Origin of the sequence: Streptomyces sp. HUAS 31 (genome assembly GCF_028198125.1) — a bacterium.
Classification (GTDB): Bacteria; Actinomycetota; Actinomycetes; order Streptomycetales; family Streptomycetaceae; genus Streptomyces; species Streptomyces chartreusis.
In genome coordinates this window covers 974,038-990,720 of the sequence record NZ_CP116353.1, presented here as the reverse complement: position 1 = coordinate 990,720, position 16,683 = coordinate 974,038, and the positions used below count along the sequence as shown (strand labels likewise).

Below are 16,683 nucleotides of genomic sequence, written 5' to 3'. Positions count from 1 at the left end.
GCGTGGGGCAGGGCAGGCTGGTGCGGGGTCGATGAGGCCTGTTCGAGTCCCGGCCCGGTCAGATCCGATCGGATCCGGTCAGGCCCCCGATCGGACCCGGATACCGCGGTTCACGCGCAGGGGGTGCGATGACTGTGAGCCGAGCTGGTTAGGGTCGGGTCGTAGAAGGAGGAAACACCCCGTGTCGTTGTTCTGGCGGATCTTCGGGCTCAACGCCGTGGTCCTGGGCATCGCCACGGCGCTGCTGCTGTGGGCGCCGGTGACCGTCTCCGTGCCGGTGCTGCTGACCGAGGCGATGATCCTGGTCGGCGGCCTGGCCGTCATGCTCGTCGCCAACGGCACCCTGCTGCGCTGGGGCCTGGCCCCGCTGGACCGGCTGACCCGCCTCATGACCACCGTCGACCTGCTGCGCCCCGGTCAGCGGCTCCCCGTGCCCGGCGCCGCCGGCAGCGAGGTGGCCGAACTGATCCGCACCTTCAACGCCATGCTCGACCGGCTGGAGCACGAGCGCGCCACGTCCAGCGCCCGGGCGCTGCTGGCCCAGGAGGCGGAACGCCGCCGTATCGCCCAGGAACTGCACGACGAGGTCGGCCAGAGCATGACCGCGATCCTGCTGGTGCTCAAGCGCGCTGCGGACGACGCCCCCGAGCCGCTGCGCGAGGACCTCCAGCAGGCCCAGGAGATCACCCGGGAGAGCCTGGACGAGGTGCGGCGTCTGGTAAGGCGTCTGCGCCCCGGTGTCCTGGAGGACCTCGGCCTGGTCAGCGCGCTGACCTCGCTCTCGCAGGACTTCGCCACCCACACCGGACTGCGAGTCGTACGGCGCCTCGACAGCGATCTGCCCGCCCTCGACCACGAGAGCGAGCTCGTCCTGTACCGGGTGGCTCAGGAGAGTCTGACCAACGCCGCCCGGCACGCGGACGCCCGCCGGGTCGAGGTGAGCCTGCACGGCGCCGACCAGGCGGTGGTCCTGGAGATCGCCGACGACGGCCGCGGCATCGAGGCCGCCTGCGAGGGGGCCGGGATCCGCGGGATGCGGGAGCGGGCGCTGCTCGCCGGCGCGACCCTGGACATCACCTCCACACCCGGCACCGGCACCCGGATCCGGCTCACCGCACCCGTCCCCAGGAAGCAGCGCTGACCATGCACGACCCGATGCCTCCCGAACCCACCTCGGCCTCGACGCCGGCGCCCGCCGGCCCGGCGCCGATCCGCATCCTCCTCGCCGACGACCACGCGCTCGTGCGCCGCGGTGTACGCCTCATCCTCGACCGGGAACCCGACCTTCAGGTCGTCGCCGAGGCCGGGGACGGAGCGGAGGCCGTCGAGGAGGCGCGCAAGCAGGACATCGACCTGGCCATCCTCGACATCGCCATGCCACGCATGACCGGCCTCCAGGCCACCCGCGAGTTGAGCGCGCTCAAGCCGGACCTGCGCATCCTGATGCTGACGATGCACGACAACGAGCAGTACCTGTTCCAGGCGCTCAAGGCCGGGGCCTGCGGCTACGTGCTGAAGTCGGTGGCCGACCGTGACCTCGTCGCCGCCTGCCGGGCCGCGATGCGCAACGAGCCGTTCCTCTACCCCGGCGCGGTCACGGCCCTGATCCGCAACTACCTGGATCGCGTCCGGCACGGCGAGGAGGACGCCGAACGTCTCCTCACGCCCCGCGAGGAGGAGGTCCTCAAGCTCGTCGCAGAGGGCCACTCCTCCAAGGAGATCGCCGAGATGCTGTTCATCAGCGTCAAGACCGTGCATCGCCATCGCGCCAATCTTCTGCACAAACTAGGTCTGCGCGACCGGCTGGAACTGACCCGGTACGCCATCCGTTCCGGTCTTATCGAACCCTGACACCGTTTCAGGGACCGACGTCAAGGATCCGAACACGTCCAGAGAGGGATGGTGCATGCGCCCGGCATCCCGCGCCATCCCGATTTCCGGGCAGCGGAGTTCGGCCGCGGTGCATCGGCTCACCGGAACGCTCGGCGTCCTCCTCGCCGTCCTGCTCGCGTTGGTCCCCGCCCACACCGCGCACCCCATCGACGGGCCGAAGCACGACCGGGCCGCCACGGCCACGAGCGCCCAACTCGCCGACCACGGACCCCGCGCGGACAGCCCGTGCGCCGCCGGCTGCGCGACACAGCCCAGAACCCGGCACGACCCGCTCGGCGAGCGCCCCGGCCTGCCGGATCACCACGCCACCGACCCGGGCGAAGCCGCTGCCGGCCGCCCTGCCGTCGGCTCACGCACTCCCGCGGTACCCACGCACGCACTCGCCTGCCCCGGCCGATCCGCACACGACCGCGGCAGGGCCCCTCCGGCGCCCACCGGCAACTGAAGCAACCCATCACCCTTTACCTCGTCACGGCAACGCGAGCCCGCGGTCCGCCGTTGCCTGCCGCTGCCTGCCGCTGCCGCTGCCGCTGCCGCTGCCGTGACGTGCCTGCCGGAGGCCTGTGTTGAAACGCCGGAAGAACTCCCTGCGCGCGCGTGCGCTGCTCGCCCTCACCGTGATCGCCGCATCGCTGGCCATCGCCCTCACGACACCCGTCCGCCTAGGACTCGACCTGCGAGGCGGCACCCAGATCACCCTCGAAACCCGCTCCACCGCCACCACCGAAGCCGACCGCGAGGCCACCGACCGCACCATGGAAGTGCTGCGGGGCCGCATCGACGCGCTCGGCGTAGCCGAACCGACCCTCGTCCGCTCCGGCGACCACCGCATCCTCGTCGAACTGCCGGGCGTACAGGACCCGAAGAAGGCCGCCGACGTCCTGGGCCGCACCGCCCAGCTCACGGTCCACCCGGTCCTCGGCACTGCCGAGATCCCCGACGGCACCACCGGTCCGGGGCCGGCCGACCCGGCCAAGGAGCAGACCCTGCCGGACGAGTCCGGGCAGCCCTTGCGGCTCAAGGCCGCCGCCCTCACCGGACAGGACGTCAAGGGTGCCGACGCCCGCTTCGACCCACAGAGCGGCGCCGGCTGGCACGTCTCCATCGACTTCACCGGCGACGGCCGCGACGCGTGGGCGGACGTGACCGCACAGGCCGCCTGCCACCCGGCGGGGGACCCGCAGCGCCGGGTCGCCATCGTCCTCGACAACAAGATCATCTCTTCGCCGCAGGTCGACCCGTCCGTCGGCTGCGGTACGGGCATCCCTGGCGGCACGACCCAGATCACCGGCTCCTTCGACGACGCCGAGGCCCGCGAACTCGCGCTGCTCATCTCCGGTGGCGCCCTGCCCGTACCGGTCGAGACCGTCGAACAGCGCACCGTCGGCGCCACCCTCGGCGAGGCGGCCATCGAGGCCGCGGCCTGGGCCGCCGTCATCGGCACCACCCTGACCGCGCTGTTCATCATCGCCGTCTACCGGCTCATGGGCCTGCTCGCGACCGCCGCCCTGCTCTGCTACGGCCTGATCTCCTACGCCGCCCTGGCCGCGCTCGGCGCCACCCTGACCCTGCCCGGGCTCGCCGGGTTCGTCCTGGCCATCGGCATGGCCGTGGACGCCAACGTCCTGGTCTTCGAACGGGCCCGTGAGGAGTACGCCGCCCGCAGCCGCCCCAGCCCGCGGTCGGCCCTGACGGCGGGATTCCGCGGCGCGCTCAGCGCGATCGCCGACTCCAACATCACCACACTCGTCGCCGCCGGCCTCCTGTTCGCCCTCGCCTCCGGCCCGGTCCGCGGCTTCGGCGTCACCCTCGGCATCGGTGTCCTCGCCTCCATGATCAGCGCCCTGGTCATCACGCGGGTACTGGCCGAGTACGCGGCCGGACGGCCTGCGGTCCGCCGACGCCCGCGCCTCACCGGCATCGCCGACACCGGACGGGTACGGGACGGACTGCTGCGCCGTAACCCGTTCCTGATGCGTCGTCCCCGCCGCTGGCTGGCCGTGTCGGGAGCGCTGCTCGTCATGGCCGTCTCGGGCGTCCTGGTGCGCGGCCTCGACCTCGGCATCGACTTCACCGGCGGCCGGCTCATCGAGTACTCCACGACCAAGGCCGTCGACCCCGACCGCGCACGCGAAGCCCTCACCGAGGCCGGGTTCCCCCGCGCGGTCGTACAGTCGTCCGGCGACACCGCCCTCACCGTGCGCACCGCGAACCTGACCAACACCGAGGCGGTCACCGTCAGCGACACCATCGGCGGACTCGGCGGTGAGACGAAGAAGGTCCGTGACGAGCTGATCGGCCCCAGCCTGGGCGACGAACTGCGCCGCAACGCGGTCATCGCCCTCGGTCTCGCCCTGGGCGCCCAGCTGCTCTACCTGGCGGTCCGGTTCCGCTGGAGGTACGCGACCGCGGCCGTCGGCGCGCTCGTGCACGACGTGGTGATCCTCGTCGGCGTCTTCGCCTGGCTGGGCAAGCCGATCGACGGGGTCTTCCTGGCCGCCCTGCTGACCGTCATCGGCTACTCGGTCAACGACTCGGTCGTCCTCTTCGACCGCATCCGCGAACTCCTCGCCCGCGACCGCACGACACCGTCGTCCCGCCTGACGAACCAGGCGATCCTCCAGACCCTGCCCCGCACGGTCAACACCGGCATGGGAGCCGCCATCATCCTCACCGCCCTCGCCGTCCTCGCCGACGACACCCTCACCGACTTCGCCCTCGCCCTGCTCATCGGCCTGGCGGTCGGCACGTACTCCTCCGTCTTCACCGCGGCCCCGCTCACCCTCAGCCTGAATCCGCCGGCCCGGCGGCGCCGACAGCAGGAAGCGGGCTGACACCTCGTCGCACACAGGAACCCGCGCCCCGGCATCTCGGGCGCGGGTTCGCGTCGTTCGCCTCGCGGGATGCCCAGCGGCCCCATAGAGTCGCGGTGCCGCCACGACAGGACGGGCGGCGCGGCTCCTCGCATGCCCAAGGGGCGGTTCCCCACAGACCCGGCGGACGGCCTGCGGATGAGCCGCGGGCACGCTGCGGCTCAAGCGATCGAGGAGTGCTCATGGCAGGACGGTTTGAGGCGACGTTCGAGGTCGATCGACCTGTCGAGGCGGTGTTCGACTACCTCGCCGACGGACGCAACGACCCGCAGTTCAGCCCCCGCGTGCTCAAGATCGAGCGGGTCCCCGACTCCCCGACCGCCGTGGGCACGGTCTTCCGCAGCTCGGTCAAGGACGCCGGGATGAAGACGGCCAGGGAGTTCCGCATCACCGAACTCCAGGCCCCCACGAAGATTCGCTGGGCCGAGGTGTCGAAGAACATCGTCACGGCCAGTGAGGGCGGTTACGACCTGGAACCGCTCGGCGAGGGCAGGACCCAGGTCCGTATCCACAACGTTCTGGAAGGCCACGGCATCGGCAAGCTTCTCGTCGGCCTGGCGCTCTCCGCCGCCCGCAAGGACGCTCCGGGCTTCGGCACGCGGATCAGGGCGGCGGCAGAAGCGGCGATTCCGTCGCGTTGACCCGACCCGGACGGTGAGGGAGGACAGCCCCGCCCTCACCGGCTCGGGGATCCGGTCACGTCACTGCCGGCCGGACCACGCCAGGCTGTCCACCAGCATGGTCAGGGGCGACTTCGGGACGGCTGCGCCGCTCCCGTTGTCGGTCTGCCTCCAGGTCGTGCCCGAGTCCGTGCTGTTCGAGCCCTTGGTGTCGTTGACTCCCTGGAAGATGCCGAAGTCGACGGGCCCGTCGTCGGCGGAGGCGGGGACGGCGGCCATGAGGAGAGCCGCTCCGGCGAGTGCCGCGGCAGTGATGATCTTCATGCCGGGCTCAACGACGAGACGGGCGACAGGATGTTCGGTACGGCCCTTTTGGCGGAGCGTCGAAACCGGCCGGCAGGGCCTCGGAACGTCTCCTCGGAGAGCTCGGTCGCCACGAACTCGGTGAGGCCCGGAGGCGATGCCGGGTGGCGCACGTCCGGGCGGCGAGCGAGGCCGCGAACGCCGACATCAGGATCAGGGTGATCAGCCGGCGCGGCTGCCAGGAACGGCCACCCCATGGCACCGCGGCGCCCGCACCGACGCCGACCACCGTCCCGCACCTCTGATCCGTCCGGCCGGGTTCCGCCATAGGGGTCCAATGTGGCCGATTGACGTCGTTCCCTGATTGTCGAGGACATGCCACCCTTGCGCTCGTCTGTCCACGGCCGCTCATGGATCCCGCCGCGAGGAGTCGGCGGGAGGCGGTCGCGGGCCACAGGGGGAACGACATGCTGCGAAGAACGAGAACCGCGATCGGACTGGCAGTGACCGCGCTGGTGGTCGCGCTCTCGGCCCCGGCGGTGCAGGCGGACACGGCTGCCCCGACGGGGCCCTCGTCCGACCGCGCCGGGGCGGACAACGCCGTCTACGTGGTCCAACCGCGCTCCGACGGCACCACCTACACCGCCATCTACGAACCCGCCCCGGGCGTCACGGCCGACGAACTGCGCAGCACGCTGCGCAGGCAGGGCGTCCGCGGCGTACAGGACGAGAACAGCGCGCTCGGCATCGGCATCGCCGGCTGCTCGCCCATCGTCGGCACCGCCTCCGCCTGGTGCGGCCACAAGTGGGCCTACGGCCCCTTCAACGACCCGCAGGTGTACTTCCTCGACCACAGCGGCGACTCGTGGCCCGTGACCGACGCCCGGGTCGACTGGTACCAGGCCCCCGGCATCGACGCCTACTACCGCTGGCACACCGCCGGTTGCCCAGGGGGCGGGCGGCACTGCGTGCACGTGTACAGCGGCAACTACGGCACCGCCTGGTACGGCCTGACCGAGGCGTCCACGTCGGGCGGCTACTTCGTCGACGGCAGCGTCACGGTCAAGCTCAACGACCAGGTCACCCCGAACACCTACGCGGCCCGGCGCAGCGTCGCCTGCCACGAGATGGGCCACGCCCTCGGACTCGACCACAACGGATCCACCAACAGCTGCCTTTCCGTACCGGAGTTCCCGCAGCACCCGTCGTCGGACGACTTCGCCGTACTGAACCAGCTGTACCCGAAGCCCGGCACCTGACGGTCCTGGGTCGCGGTCGTCTCGGATGCGGTGAGCTGCTCCGTCAGCGAGTCCGTGTCCGAGGCGCACCCGCCCGTGTGGACGCGGGCGTCCTACTGTGGGGGATCGCTCGTGACCCGATCAGCAAGGAGCGTCCGGCCGTGAACGTCGAAATACCCTCGCACGTGAGCGACTTGGCCACCGGGCTCGGCGCCGGCGTCCCCTACGCCCTGAAGGTGCTGGCCGGTCGACTGGCCGACGACCCGGACATGGGACGGCCGTCGGGGCTGCCCGGCATCCTCACGGTGATGGTCGACGGCGACGTCTTCGAGGACTGCCCCGACCTGGCCGTCGGCTACATCCGCGAGCCCGAGAGGGTCGTGATCCGGCATGTCGCCCCGGCCTCCTTCGTCGAGCCGGAAGCGGACGCCGGGGAACCGGAGCGAGAGCCGGAGCCGGCCGCCGATCCCGCCCTCACCGCGGTCACGGTCCGGGAGGTCGCCGACGCCTGGCACCGCGTCACCCGCCTGCTCCAGCACCACGCCCCCGACTCCTACGCCGCGCTCCGGCCCGGAGCGCGGCCTGCCGCCGTCGCCACCGTGGAGGACGAACTCGGCATCCGGATACCCGTCGAGCTGAGCGCCCTGTGGTTGTTGACCGCGGGTGACGACGGAGTCGAAGGCTCGGGGTGCCTTCCGGGCAATGGAGCCCTGATGACCTTGGACGCCGTGGTCGAGGTCCACCGGCAGCGGATGGACTCCCAGGCCCGGCACGAGGCCGCCCGCGCAGACCGCCCCGAGTGCGAGCCGGGCACCGTATGGAAGGTGACCTGGATCCCGGTCGTCACCCGCGGCCCGTCCGACCCCACCTCGGGCCTGTACCTGGACGCCGAGACCGGCTACCTGGGCCGCTGGTCCCGCTACAACGATGATGTCGTCGAGGAGCTCGACACACTCGTCACGTACTTGGAAGAGGCCGCCGACATGCTCGAAGCCCCGTCCCTGGCCGCTCGGGACAAGCCCGGCCTGGTCGATGGGGCGCTGGTGTGGCTGAGCGGCATCGATCCCGGGCGGGAATCCCGGTGGCGGCCGCTGGCTCGGTGACGGCGAGCGGGCGGCGCCTGCCCGGGCCCCCTCCCGGTACCCGACCGCCTACCCCGGCTGGGTGGCGATCTGGATCAGGTTTCCGCAGGTGTCGTCGAAGACGGCCGTGGTGACGGGGCCCATCTCCAGGGGCTCCTGGGTGAAGCGGACGCCGTGGGCGCGCAGCCGCTCGTACTCCGCGTTGACGTCCTCGACCGCGAACTGGGCCAGTGGGATGCCGTCCTGGACGAGGGTGTCGCGGTAGGTCCGGGCGATCGGGTGACCGACGGGCTCCAGCAGGAGTTCCGTGCCGCCGGGCTCTTCGGGGGAGACGACGGTGAGCCACCGGTCCTTCTCGCCCACGGGAACGTCGTGCTTCTTCACGAAGCCGAGGATCTCCGTGTAGAAGTGCAGGGCCTTGGCCTGGTCGTCGACGAAGACGCTGGTCAGATGGATCTTCATGAGGTGCTCTTCTCCGGTCCGGATGTCTCGGGGACGTGCCACCGTTCGGTGATCCGCCGCAGCGGGGCCGTATTCAGGTCGTGGAACTTGTAGCGGCCCTCCCGCCTGGTCTCGACGAGCCCTGCGGCCTCCAGCACGGCGAGGTGCTGGGAGACTCCCTGGCGGGAAATGGCCAGCTGGTGCTTCATGGCCAGTCGCGAGCAGATCTCGAACAGTGTCTGTCCGGATTTCTCCGTGAGCTCGTCGAGGATGGTGCGACGGGTGGCGTCGGCCAGGGCTTTGAAGAGGTCATCGGCCACGACTCCAGCATAGGCAAGCCGTCGCTTGCCTATCAAGTCGGGATGCGCCGGGCCCGCGACCGGGGTGTGTGTCCGCCCGGCTCGCCGATAGCCTGCGTCATCATGACGCGCGCCTGGTTCCTGCCCCTGCTGCTCGTCGTCGGCGGCTCGGCCGTGGCGACCGCGCTGTTCCTCGACGGCAGCCCCGGCGCGGCCGCCGCGCTCCTGCTGGTGTTCGTGCTGCTCGCCGGAGTCAATTCGCCGTTGATCTTCCCGAGGTCGATCGGTGCCCTGGAGGCGCAGCGCCGCAGCGCTGCCGACGGGCGGCCGATCGTCTACTGGCGCCCGGGCTGCCCGTACTGCATGCGCCTGCGCGTCCGGCTGGGCCGCGACGCCCGTCGGGCGCACTGGGTCGACATCTGGCGCGACCCGGCCGGCGCGGCAGCGGTACGGGCCGTCAACGACGGCAATGAGACCGTGCCGACGGTGGTCGTGGCGGGGCAGCCGCACACCAACCCTGATCCGGAATGGGCGCGGGAGCATCTCTTCCCCTCCGCCTGATCATCTGTAGCGAAGCCCTTGACATGCGTCCGGGGCTCGGGCTTCCTTGAGTTCGTTGCGCATTACGCAGATGTTGTGTAATTCGCAACTCGCGTGCGGTGTGGCACCCGCCCGGCCCGCAACCCCTACACCCCGGAGCAGCGCCTCACATGACTCGTAAGGCACCTGATGAGGACCCCGGCGACGCCCGTCTGAGGGTCGGTTCTCCGAAGGGGTACGCCGCCGGGCTTCCCGCGGTCACCTCCTCGCTGCGGCATGCCGGTGAGCAGATGGGCGTGCGGCGCAGTCTGCTCACGTTGCTCCGGGTCAATCAGAAGGAGGGCTTCGACTGCCCGGGGTGTGCCTGGCCGGAGCCCGAGCATCGGCATCGGGCGGAGTTCTGCGAGAACGGCGCCAAGGCCGTGGCCGAGGAGGCCACCGTCCGCCGGGTCACCGCGGACTTCTTCGCCGAGCACACGCTGGAGGATCTGCTCCCGCGCAGCGACTACTGGCTCGGGCAGCAGGGGCGGCTCACGCGTCCCATGTACCGCCCGGCCGGCAGTGACCGCTATCGGCCGATCTCCTGGGGCGACGCGTTCGACGTCGTCGCCCGTGAGCTACGCGCTCTTGATCACCCTGATCAAGCCGCCTTCTACACCTCCGGACGGGCGAGCAACGAGGCCGCGTTCCTCTACCAGCTGTTCGTGCGGGGCTTCGGCACCAACAACCTGCCCGACTGCTCCAACATGTGCCACGAGTCCAGCGGTTCGGCCCTGACGGAGACCATCGGGATCGGCAAGGGCAGCGTCACCCTGGAGGACCTCCACGAGGCCGACCTCGTCCTCGTGGTCGGCCAGAACCCCGGCACCAACCACCCCCGCATGCTCTCCGCCCTGGAGACGGCCAAGCGGCGGGGCGCCCGTGTCGTCGCGGTCAACCCGCTGCCCGAGGCAGGGCTGCTGCGGTTCAAGAACCCCCAGCGGCCCTCCGGCGTCCTCGGCGGCGGCACCCGGTTGGCCGACCAGTTCCTCCAGATCAGACTGGGCGGCGACCAGGCCCTGTTCCAGGCCTTCAACCGCCTGCTGCTGGAGGCGGAGGACGAGGCCCCCGGCACCTGCTTGGACACCGCCTTCATCGAGCGGCACACACACGGCTTCGAGGAGTTCGCCGAACACGCCCGCAAGGCGTCGTGGGACGAGATCCTGGCCGCCACCGGCCTGCCCGAGGAGGAGATCCGGGAGGCGTTCCGCCGCGTGCTGGACGCCGAGAAGATCGTCGTCTGCTGGGCGATGGGACTCACCCAGCACAAGCACTCCGTGCCCACCATCCGCGAGGTCGTCAACTTCCTTCTCCTGCGCGGCAACATCGGCCGCCCCGGTGCCGGCCTCTGCCCGGTGCGCGGCCATTCCAACGTGCAGGGCGACCGCACCATGGGCATCTACGAGAAGCCCGACGACGCCTTCCTGGACGCGCTCGGCACCGAGTTCGCCTTCACGCCCCCGCGCCGCCACGGACACGACGCCGTGGACAGCATCCGCGCCATGCGCGACGGCGACGTACGGGTCTTCGTCGCGCTCGGCGGCAACTTCGTCGCCGCGGCACCCGACACCGACCTGACCGAGCAGGCGCTGCGCCGCTGCCGCCTCACCGTCCAGATCTCGACCAAGCTCAACCGGTCCCATGTCATCGCGGGCGAACAGGCCCTCATCCTGCCCTGCCTCGGCCGCACCGAGGCCGACCTGCGGCCCGGCGGGCCCCAACTGGTCACGGTCGAGGACTCCATGGGCATGGTGCACCTCTCCCGGGGCCGGCTCGCGCCCGCGTCCGAGGAACTGCTCAGCGAGGTCGCGATCATCAGCCGTATGGCACGCGCCACCCTCGGGGAGAGCGGCCCGCTGGTGCCTTGGGAGGAGTTCGAGTCGGACTACGACCGCATCCGGGACCGCATCGAACGCGTCATCCCCGGCTTCGAGGACTTCAACGCCCGGGTCCGGGAGCCGGGCGGCTTCGCACTGCCCCATCCGCCCCGCGACGAGCGCCGGTTCACGACCGCGACCGGATTCGCCAACTTCACCGCCAACGCGCTGGAGTACCCGGAGGTCCCGCCGGGGCGGCTGCTGCTCCAGACGCTGCGCTCGCACGACCAGTACAACACCACGATCTACGGGCTCGACGACCGCTATCGCGGCATCCAACAGGGTCGACGCGTGCTTTTCCTGCACCCCGATGATCTTCGCGAACGCGGCTTCGCCGAAGGGGACATGGTCGACATCGTCAGCGAGTTCGGCGACGGCGTGGAACGCAGGGCACCCGCCTTCTGGACCGTGGCCTACTCGACCCCGCGAGGGTGCTGCGCCGCCTACTTCCCTGAGACCAACGTCCTGGTGCCGCTCGACTCCACGGCCGCCGTCAGCAACACCCCCACCTCGAAGTCCGTCGTCGTCAGGCTGGAGCCGAGCTCCACGGGCGCGTAGCCCGCGAAAGCCAGGAAGACGGCCGCGCGTACACCTCTGCACGCGGCACACACCGGCGTCTCCGCTCCCCGGCCCCGCCGGTCCTTCGGCATGCTCCGAGCCGAAATCGCCCAGCCGCGTGAACCCCTGTCTCCCTCCTTGACCGCCGCCCGGCCCTCCAGGATGCTGTGTTGCGGCACATGAGATGAGTGCCGTAATGAGCAACATCTGATTCTGAGTCTCGATCAGCCGAGGAGTGGCCATGACGCACCAGGTCCGTGCTGTCGTCGCGCGGGGCAAGGGCGCCCCCGTCAGCCTGGAGACGATCATCGTGCCCGACCCGGGACCGGGTGAGGCGCTGGTCAAGATCGAGGCCTGCGGGGTCTGCCACACCGATCTGCACTACCGCGAGGGCGGCATCAACGACGACTTCCCCTTCCTGCTCGGCCACGAGGCCGCGGGCGTCGTGGAGTCGGTGGGGGAGGGCGTCACCGACGTCGCCCCCGGTGACTTCGTCATCCTCAACTGGCGTGCCGTGTGCGGGAACTGCCGGGCATGTCGGCGCGGACGCCCCTGGTACTGCTTCAGCACCCACAACGCCAAGCAGAAGATGACGCTGACCGACGGCACGGAGCTGGCGCCGGCGCTCGGCATCGGCGCTTTCGCGGAGAAGACGCTGGTCGCGGCCGGACAGTGCACGAAGGTCGACCGGACCGCGTCGGCCGCGGCCGCCGGGCTGCTGGGCTGCGGCGTGATGGCAGGCATCGGCGCCGCGATCAACACCGGCAACGTCGGCCGGGGCGACTCGGTCGCCGTCATCGGATGCGGCGGTGTGGGCGCCGCCGCCATCGCCGGATCGAACCTGGCCGGCGCGGCGAAGGTCATCGCGGTGGACATCGACGACCGCAAGCTGGACACCGCCAGGAAGCTCGGCGCGACCCACACCGTCAATTCCAAGGACACCGACGCCGTCGAGGCGATCCGCGAGCTGACCGGCGGTTTCGGCGCCGACGTCGTGATCGAGGCCGTCGGCCGCCCCGAGACGTACAAGCAGGCCTTCTACGCCCGCGACCTCGCCGGCACCGTCGTCCTGGTCGGTGTGCCGACCCCGGAGATGAAGCTCGAACTGCCGCTGCTCGACGTCTTCGGCCGCGGTGGCGCGCTGAAGTCCTCCTGGTACGGCGACTGCCTGCCGAGCAGGGACTTCCCCATGCTCATCGACCTCTACCTCCAGGGCCGTCTGGACCTCGACGCCTTCGTCACGGAGACCATCGCGCTGGACGACGTGGAGAAGGCCTTCGAGCGGATGCACCACGGTGACGTGCTGCGCTCGGTGGTGGTCCTCTGATGGCCGGCGCCCGCGTCGAGCACCTCGTCACCTCGGGGACGTTCTCCCTGGACGGCGGCACCTGGGACGTCGACAACAACGTGTGGATCGTCGGCGACGACCACGAGGTGATCGTCATCGACGCGGCGCACGACGCCGACGCCATCGCCACGGCCGTCGGCGGCCGGCGGCTGACGGCCATCGTGTGCACCCACGCCCACAACGACCACATCGACGCGGCGCCCGAACTCGCCGCCCGCACGGGCGCCCCGGTCCTGCTCCACCCGGACGACCTGCCGCTGTGGAAGCAGACCCATCCCGACCGGGCGCCGGACGCCGAGCTCACCGACGGCCGGGTCATCGCCGTGGCCGGCATCGAGCTGACCGTGCTGCACACGCCCGGCCACGCTCCGGGCGCGGTCTGTCTGCACGCGCCGCGCCTGGGGGCGCTGTTCAGCGGCGACACGCTGTTCTGCGGTGGGCCGGGCGCGACCGGGAGGTCGTACAGCCACTTCCCGACCATCATCGAGTCGATCCGGGACCGGCTGCTGACGCTGCCCGGGGAGACCGTCGTGCACACCGGACACGGCGATACGACCACCGTCGCGGCCGAGGCCCCGCATCTCGAGGAGTGGATCGACCGCGGGTTCTGAGTGCCTGAACAGGGCTTCGTGAGGCGTCCGTTCCGCTTGTTTGCGCAGGTGGACCGGGCGTTTCGCGCTGCCCGGAGGCCGTTCGGCGGGCCGGTGCGAACGAGCCGTTTTGACGCCTTGACAACGCTTCTGAGCGGCCCGCAGACTGACGTTGCGCTTACCGCAATCCGTTTCGCTATACGCACCCGAGGTGTCATGATGATTCCCGCGTGCCGTCTCGCGGATCTCCCGCGAGGCGAGGCCCACCGGCTCGACATCGATCCGCCGGTCTCGGTGTTCCACACCGACGATGGAGAGCTCTTCGCCATCGACGACACCTGCACCCACCAGGACGCGTCGCTCGCCGACGGCTGGCTGGAGGGCTGCGAGGTGGAATGCCCGCTGCATGCTTCGAAGTTCGACCTGAGGACCGGCGCGGTCGACGCCCCGCCGGCGAAGCTTCCGGTCCGGACGCACGAGGTCGTCGTCGACGAGGACGGCATGATCCACGTCCGGCTCTCCACCGAGGCCCCCAACCTGCCGCCCTGCATCGCCGCGCGGCTCGCCGGAGGTCCCGCGTGAGGACAGTCGCCGTGGTCGGCGCCTCCCTCGCCGGCCTGTCGGCGGCGCGCTCACTGCGCAAGCAGGGCTACGACGGGCGGCTGGTCGTCATCGGGGACGAGCTCCACCGCCCCTACGACCGGCCCCCGCTGTCCAAGGAGTTCCTCGCCGGCACCCTCGGCGAACCGGAGCTCGCGCTGGAGTCGGACGACGAGGACCTGCGAGCCGAGTGGCTGCTCGGCACCCGGGCCGTCGCGCTCGACCATGCGGAGCGCACCCTCCGGCTCGCCGACGGACGCCAGGTCCGCGCCGACGGCTTCGTCATCGCGACCGGTGCCGCGGCCCGCACCCTCCCCGGCTCCGCGGGCCTGGCCGGGGTGCACACCCTGCGCACCCTGGACGACGCCCGCGCCCTGCGCGACGAACTGGCCCTGGGCGGAAGGCTGGCGGTGATCGGCGGCGGCTTCATCGGAGCCGAGGTCGCCTCCACCGCCCGCGCCCTCGGGCTGGCGGTCACCGTCGTGGAGGCGGCCCCCGCACCGCTCGCCGGACCCCTCGGCGAGGCGATGGGCGCCGTCGTCTCCGCCCTCCACGCGGACCACGGCGTGGCCCTGTTGTGCGGGGTGGGCGTCAAGGGGCTGAGCGGCGAGAGGCGGGTGGACGCCGTCCTGCTGGAGGACGGCCGCACCGTCCCCGCCGACATCGTCGTCGTCGGGGTGGGCGCCCGTCCGAACGTCGAGTGGCTGGAAGGCTCCGGCGTCGTCCTCGACAACGGCGTCAAGTGCGGCGCGGACGGCCGCACCAGCCTGGCCGGCGTGGTCGCCGTCGGCGACTGTGCCAACTGGTACGACCCGCGCGCCGGCCTGCACCGCCGCGTCGAGCACTGGACCGGCGCGCGTGAGCGTCCCGACGCCGCGATCGCCGCACTGCTGGCGGGCGGCGCCGTGGAACCGGGTGTGCCTCGGCCGCCGTACTTCTGGTCCGACCAGTACGGCGTGAAGATCCAGTTCGCCGGTCACGCGGCCGGCGCCGACAGCGTCACCATCGAGGACGGCACCCCGGACGAGCGCAATGTCCTGGCCGTCTACCGGCGGTCCGGCATCCCGGTCGCCGTGCTCGGAATGAACCAGCCGAGGCTGTTCACGCGCTGGCGCAAGCACCTGGCCGCTCCGCTGTGAGCACCCAGATGGGTTGTTGTCTTTCCGCGGCGCCGTTGTGGCTGCTCGCGCAGTTCCCCGCGCCCCTGAGGGGCGCTCCCCGACGTCCTCCGAGGAGTGCACCGTGACCTCGACCGGCCTGCCGGACAGCCTGATCGCCACCCTCCCCGGCACCTCCTACACGGATCCGGGGATCTTCGCCCAGGAGCAGGAGCACATATTCGAGACCATGTGGTTCTGCGTCGCGCGCGCCTCGGAGCTGGCGAAGCCCGGGGCCTTCCGCACCGTCGAAGTGGGCCGCGAGAGCATCCTCGTCGCCCGGGCCAGGGACAACGGCATCCGTGCCTGGTTCAACGTGTGCCGGCATCGCGGGGCCAGGATCTGCACGGAGGAGGCCGGCGAGGTCAAGCGGGCCTTCCAGTGCCCGTACCACGCCTGGACGTACGACCTGAACGGCAAGCTCGTGGCCGCCCCCAACCTCACCAAGATGCCCGACGTCGGGCGCACCGAGTACGGGCTGGTGAGCGTGGCCGTGCGGGAGTGGCTCGGATATGTGTGGGTGTGCCTCGCGGAGAACCCGCCGTCCTTCGAGGAGGACGTCATGGGCGAGGTCGTCTCCCGCCTCGGCGACGTCGAGTCCATCGAGCACTACGACATCGACCACCTTCAGGTGGGCCGTCGTATCACCTACGACGTGAAGGCCAACTGGAAGCTCATCATCGAGAACTTCATGGAGTGCTACCACTGCGCCACGATCCATCCCGAGCTGACCGAGGTGCTGCCGGAGTTCGCGGACGGCTACGCCGCTCAGTACTACGTGGGGCATGGCGCCGAGTTCGGCGAGGACGTGCAGGGCTTTACCGTCGACGGCTCCGAGGGCCTGGACCGCATCCCCGGGGTCGGCGAGGAGCAGGACCGCCGCTACTACGCGATCACCGTCAGGCCCCAGGTGTTCATCAACCTCGTCCCGGACCACGTCATCTTCCACCGGATGTACCCGGTGTCCGTGGACCGCACGATCGTGGAGTGCGACTGGCTCTACCTGCCGCATGTCGTCGAGAGCGGCAAGGACGTCAGCCGGTCCGTGGAGCTCTTCGACCGGGTCAACCGCCAGGACTTCGAGGCATGCGAAAGGACCCAGCCCGGCATGGGGTCGCGCATGTACGCCAAAGGTGGCGTGCTGGTGCCCAGTGAGCACCACATCGGTGCGTTCCACGACTGGGTGAACGAGCGCCTCGGCGCTCCCCTGTCGTAGCCGGGCGGA

The 16,683-nt window shown here is 70.9% G+C and carries 18 protein-coding genes; 15 read left to right on the top strand and 3 right to left on the bottom strand.

What is annotated here, in order from left to right:
• Positions 1–181: 181 nt before the first annotated feature.
• The 5 genes from PGH47_RS04135 to PGH47_RS04115 all read left to right on the top strand — a co-directional run bounded on the left by PGH47_RS04135 (position 182) and on the right by PGH47_RS04115 (position 5,407).
• Positions 182–1,141 (top strand): HAMP domain-containing sensor histidine kinase, encoded by a 960-nt coding sequence (locus tag PGH47_RS04135; RefSeq protein ID WP_271662274.1) that lies wholly within the window; start codon positions 182–184, stop codon positions 1,139–1,141.
• 14 nt (positions 1,142–1,155) lie between these two features.
• Positions 1,156–1,851, top strand: a complete 696-nt coding sequence (locus tag PGH47_RS04130) for a response regulator (protein ID WP_271662273.1) — start codon at positions 1,156–1,158, stop codon at positions 1,849–1,851.
• Between the two features lie 55 nt (positions 1,852–1,906).
• Positions 1,907–2,338, top strand: a complete 432-nt coding sequence (locus tag PGH47_RS04125) for a hypothetical protein (protein WP_271662272.1) — start codon at positions 1,907–1,909, stop codon at positions 2,336–2,338.
• A 121-nt stretch (positions 2,339–2,459) separates the two neighbouring features.
• Positions 2,460–4,727 (top strand): protein translocase subunit SecD, encoded by a 2,268-nt coding sequence (gene secD / locus PGH47_RS04120; RefSeq protein ID WP_271662271.1) that lies wholly within the window; start codon positions 2,460–2,462, stop codon positions 4,725–4,727.
• Between the two features lie 221 nt (positions 4,728–4,948).
• The gene (locus PGH47_RS04115; protein WP_271662270.1) at positions 4,949–5,407 is read left to right on the top strand and encodes an SRPBCC family protein; all 459 of its coding nucleotides are present in this window, start codon (positions 4,949–4,951) and stop codon (positions 5,405–5,407) included.
• Between the two features lie 60 nt (positions 5,408–5,467).
• On the opposite strand, the gene PGH47_RS04110 is transcribed toward PGH47_RS04115, so the two are convergent.
• A complete protein-coding gene (locus tag PGH47_RS04110; RefSeq protein ID WP_030967281.1) occupies positions 5,468–5,710 on the bottom strand; it encodes a hypothetical protein in 243 nt (80 codons plus the stop codon).
• A 143-nt stretch (positions 5,711–5,853) separates the two neighbouring features.
• On the opposite strand from PGH47_RS04110, the gene PGH47_RS04105 reads away from it, so the two are divergent.
• The 3 genes from PGH47_RS04105 to PGH47_RS04095 all read left to right on the top strand — a co-directional run bounded on the left by PGH47_RS04105 (position 5,854) and on the right by PGH47_RS04095 (position 8,030).
• A complete protein-coding gene (locus PGH47_RS04105) occupies positions 5,854–5,994 on the top strand; it encodes a hypothetical protein (RefSeq protein ID WP_271662269.1) in 141 nt (46 codons plus the stop codon).
• Between the two features lie 162 nt (positions 5,995–6,156).
• A complete protein-coding gene (locus PGH47_RS04100; RefSeq protein WP_271662268.1) occupies positions 6,157–6,948 on the top strand; it encodes a matrixin family metalloprotease in 792 nt (263 codons plus the stop codon).
• A gap of 140 nt (positions 6,949–7,088) precedes the next feature.
• On the top strand, positions 7,089–8,030 hold the full coding sequence (locus tag PGH47_RS04095; protein ID WP_271662267.1) for a hypothetical protein: 942 nt from the start codon (positions 7,089–7,091) through the stop codon (positions 8,028–8,030).
• 48 nt (positions 8,031–8,078) lie between these two features.
• On the opposite strand, the gene PGH47_RS04090 is transcribed toward PGH47_RS04095, so the two are convergent.
• Together PGH47_RS04090 and PGH47_RS04085 are read right to left on the bottom strand one after the other, a co-directional pair.
• Positions 8,079–8,471, bottom strand: a complete 393-nt coding sequence (locus PGH47_RS04090; RefSeq protein WP_271662266.1) for a VOC family protein — start codon at positions 8,469–8,471, stop codon at positions 8,079–8,081.
• A complete protein-coding gene (locus PGH47_RS04085) occupies positions 8,468–8,770 on the bottom strand; it encodes an ArsR/SmtB family transcription factor (RefSeq protein ID WP_271662265.1) in 303 nt (100 codons plus the stop codon). Before PGH47_RS04085 ends, PGH47_RS04090 begins: the two co-directional genes overlap by 4 nt.
• Positions 8,771–8,872: 102 nt before the next feature.
• Between PGH47_RS04085 and PGH47_RS04080 the strand changes: the two genes are divergently transcribed.
• The 7 genes from PGH47_RS04080 (at position 8,873) to PGH47_RS04050 (ending at position 16,674) form a co-directional block, all read left to right on the top strand.
• Positions 8,873–9,310, top strand: coding sequence for a glutaredoxin domain-containing protein (locus PGH47_RS04080; protein ID WP_271662264.1), 438 nt, complete (start codon positions 8,873–8,875; stop codon positions 9,308–9,310).
• A gap of 149 nt (positions 9,311–9,459) precedes the next feature.
• Positions 9,460–11,763, top strand: a complete 2,304-nt coding sequence (locus PGH47_RS04075; protein ID WP_271662263.1) for an FdhF/YdeP family oxidoreductase — start codon at positions 9,460–9,462, stop codon at positions 11,761–11,763.
• A gap of 241 nt (positions 11,764–12,004) precedes the next feature.
• A complete protein-coding gene (locus tag PGH47_RS04070) occupies positions 12,005–13,090 on the top strand; it encodes an S-(hydroxymethyl)mycothiol dehydrogenase (RefSeq protein ID WP_107911361.1) in 1,086 nt (361 codons plus the stop codon).
• Positions 13,090–13,722 (top strand): MBL fold metallo-hydrolase, encoded by a 633-nt coding sequence (locus PGH47_RS04065; protein ID WP_271662262.1) that lies wholly within the window; start codon positions 13,090–13,092, stop codon positions 13,720–13,722. Before PGH47_RS04070 ends, PGH47_RS04065 begins: the two co-directional genes overlap by 1 nt.
• Positions 13,723–13,917: 195 nt before the next feature.
• On the top strand, positions 13,918–14,283 hold the full coding sequence (locus PGH47_RS04060) for a bifunctional 3-phenylpropionate/cinnamic acid dioxygenase ferredoxin subunit (RefSeq protein ID WP_030967294.1): 366 nt from the start codon (positions 13,918–13,920) through the stop codon (positions 14,281–14,283).
• Positions 14,280–15,440, top strand: coding sequence for an NAD(P)/FAD-dependent oxidoreductase (locus tag PGH47_RS04055; protein ID WP_271662261.1), 1,161 nt, complete (start codon positions 14,280–14,282; stop codon positions 15,438–15,440). The genes PGH47_RS04060 and PGH47_RS04055 overlap by 4 nt, the downstream gene beginning before the upstream one ends.
• 103 nt (positions 15,441–15,543) lie before the next feature.
• On the top strand, positions 15,544–16,674 hold the full coding sequence (locus PGH47_RS04050; RefSeq protein ID WP_271662260.1) for an aromatic ring-hydroxylating oxygenase subunit alpha: 1,131 nt from the start codon (positions 15,544–15,546) through the stop codon (positions 16,672–16,674).
• Positions 16,675–16,683: the final 9 nt, after the last annotated feature.

What these genes read in the sequence shown, in the direction of transcription:
- PGH47_RS04130 (WP_271662273.1), top strand. Translation starts at nt 1,156, where the DNA reads ATGCCTCCCGAACCCACCTCGGCCTCGACGCCGGCGCCCGCCGGCCCG.
- PGH47_RS04125 (WP_271662272.1), top strand. Translation starts at nt 1,907, where the DNA reads ATGCGCCCGGCATCCCGCGCCATCCCGATTTCCGGGCAGCGGAGTTCG.
- PGH47_RS04115 (WP_271662270.1), top strand. Translation starts at nt 4,949, where the DNA reads ATGGCAGGACGGTTTGAGGCGACGTTCGAGGTCGATCGACCTGTCGAG.
- PGH47_RS04110 (WP_030967281.1), bottom strand. Translation starts at nt 5,710, where the DNA reads ATGAAGATCATCACTGCCGCGGCACTCGCCGGAGCGGCTCTCCTCATG.
- PGH47_RS04100 (WP_271662268.1), top strand. Translation starts at nt 6,157, where the DNA reads ATGCTGCGAAGAACGAGAACCGCGATCGGACTGGCAGTGACCGCGCTG.
- PGH47_RS04090 (WP_271662266.1), bottom strand. Translation starts at nt 8,471, where the DNA reads ATGAAGATCCATCTGACCAGCGTCTTCGTCGACGACCAGGCCAAGGCC.
- PGH47_RS04080 (WP_271662264.1), top strand. Translation starts at nt 8,873, where the DNA reads ATGACGCGCGCCTGGTTCCTGCCCCTGCTGCTCGTCGTCGGCGGCTCG.
- PGH47_RS04075 (WP_271662263.1), top strand. Translation starts at nt 9,460, where the DNA reads ATGACTCGTAAGGCACCTGATGAGGACCCCGGCGACGCCCGTCTGAGG.
- PGH47_RS04070 (WP_107911361.1), top strand. Translation starts at nt 12,005, where the DNA reads ATGACGCACCAGGTCCGTGCTGTCGTCGCGCGGGGCAAGGGCGCCCCC.
- PGH47_RS04065 (WP_271662262.1), top strand. Translation starts at nt 13,090, where the DNA reads ATGGCCGGCGCCCGCGTCGAGCACCTCGTCACCTCGGGGACGTTCTCC.
- PGH47_RS04060 (WP_030967294.1), top strand. Translation starts at nt 13,918, where the DNA reads ATGATGATTCCCGCGTGCCGTCTCGCGGATCTCCCGCGAGGCGAGGCC.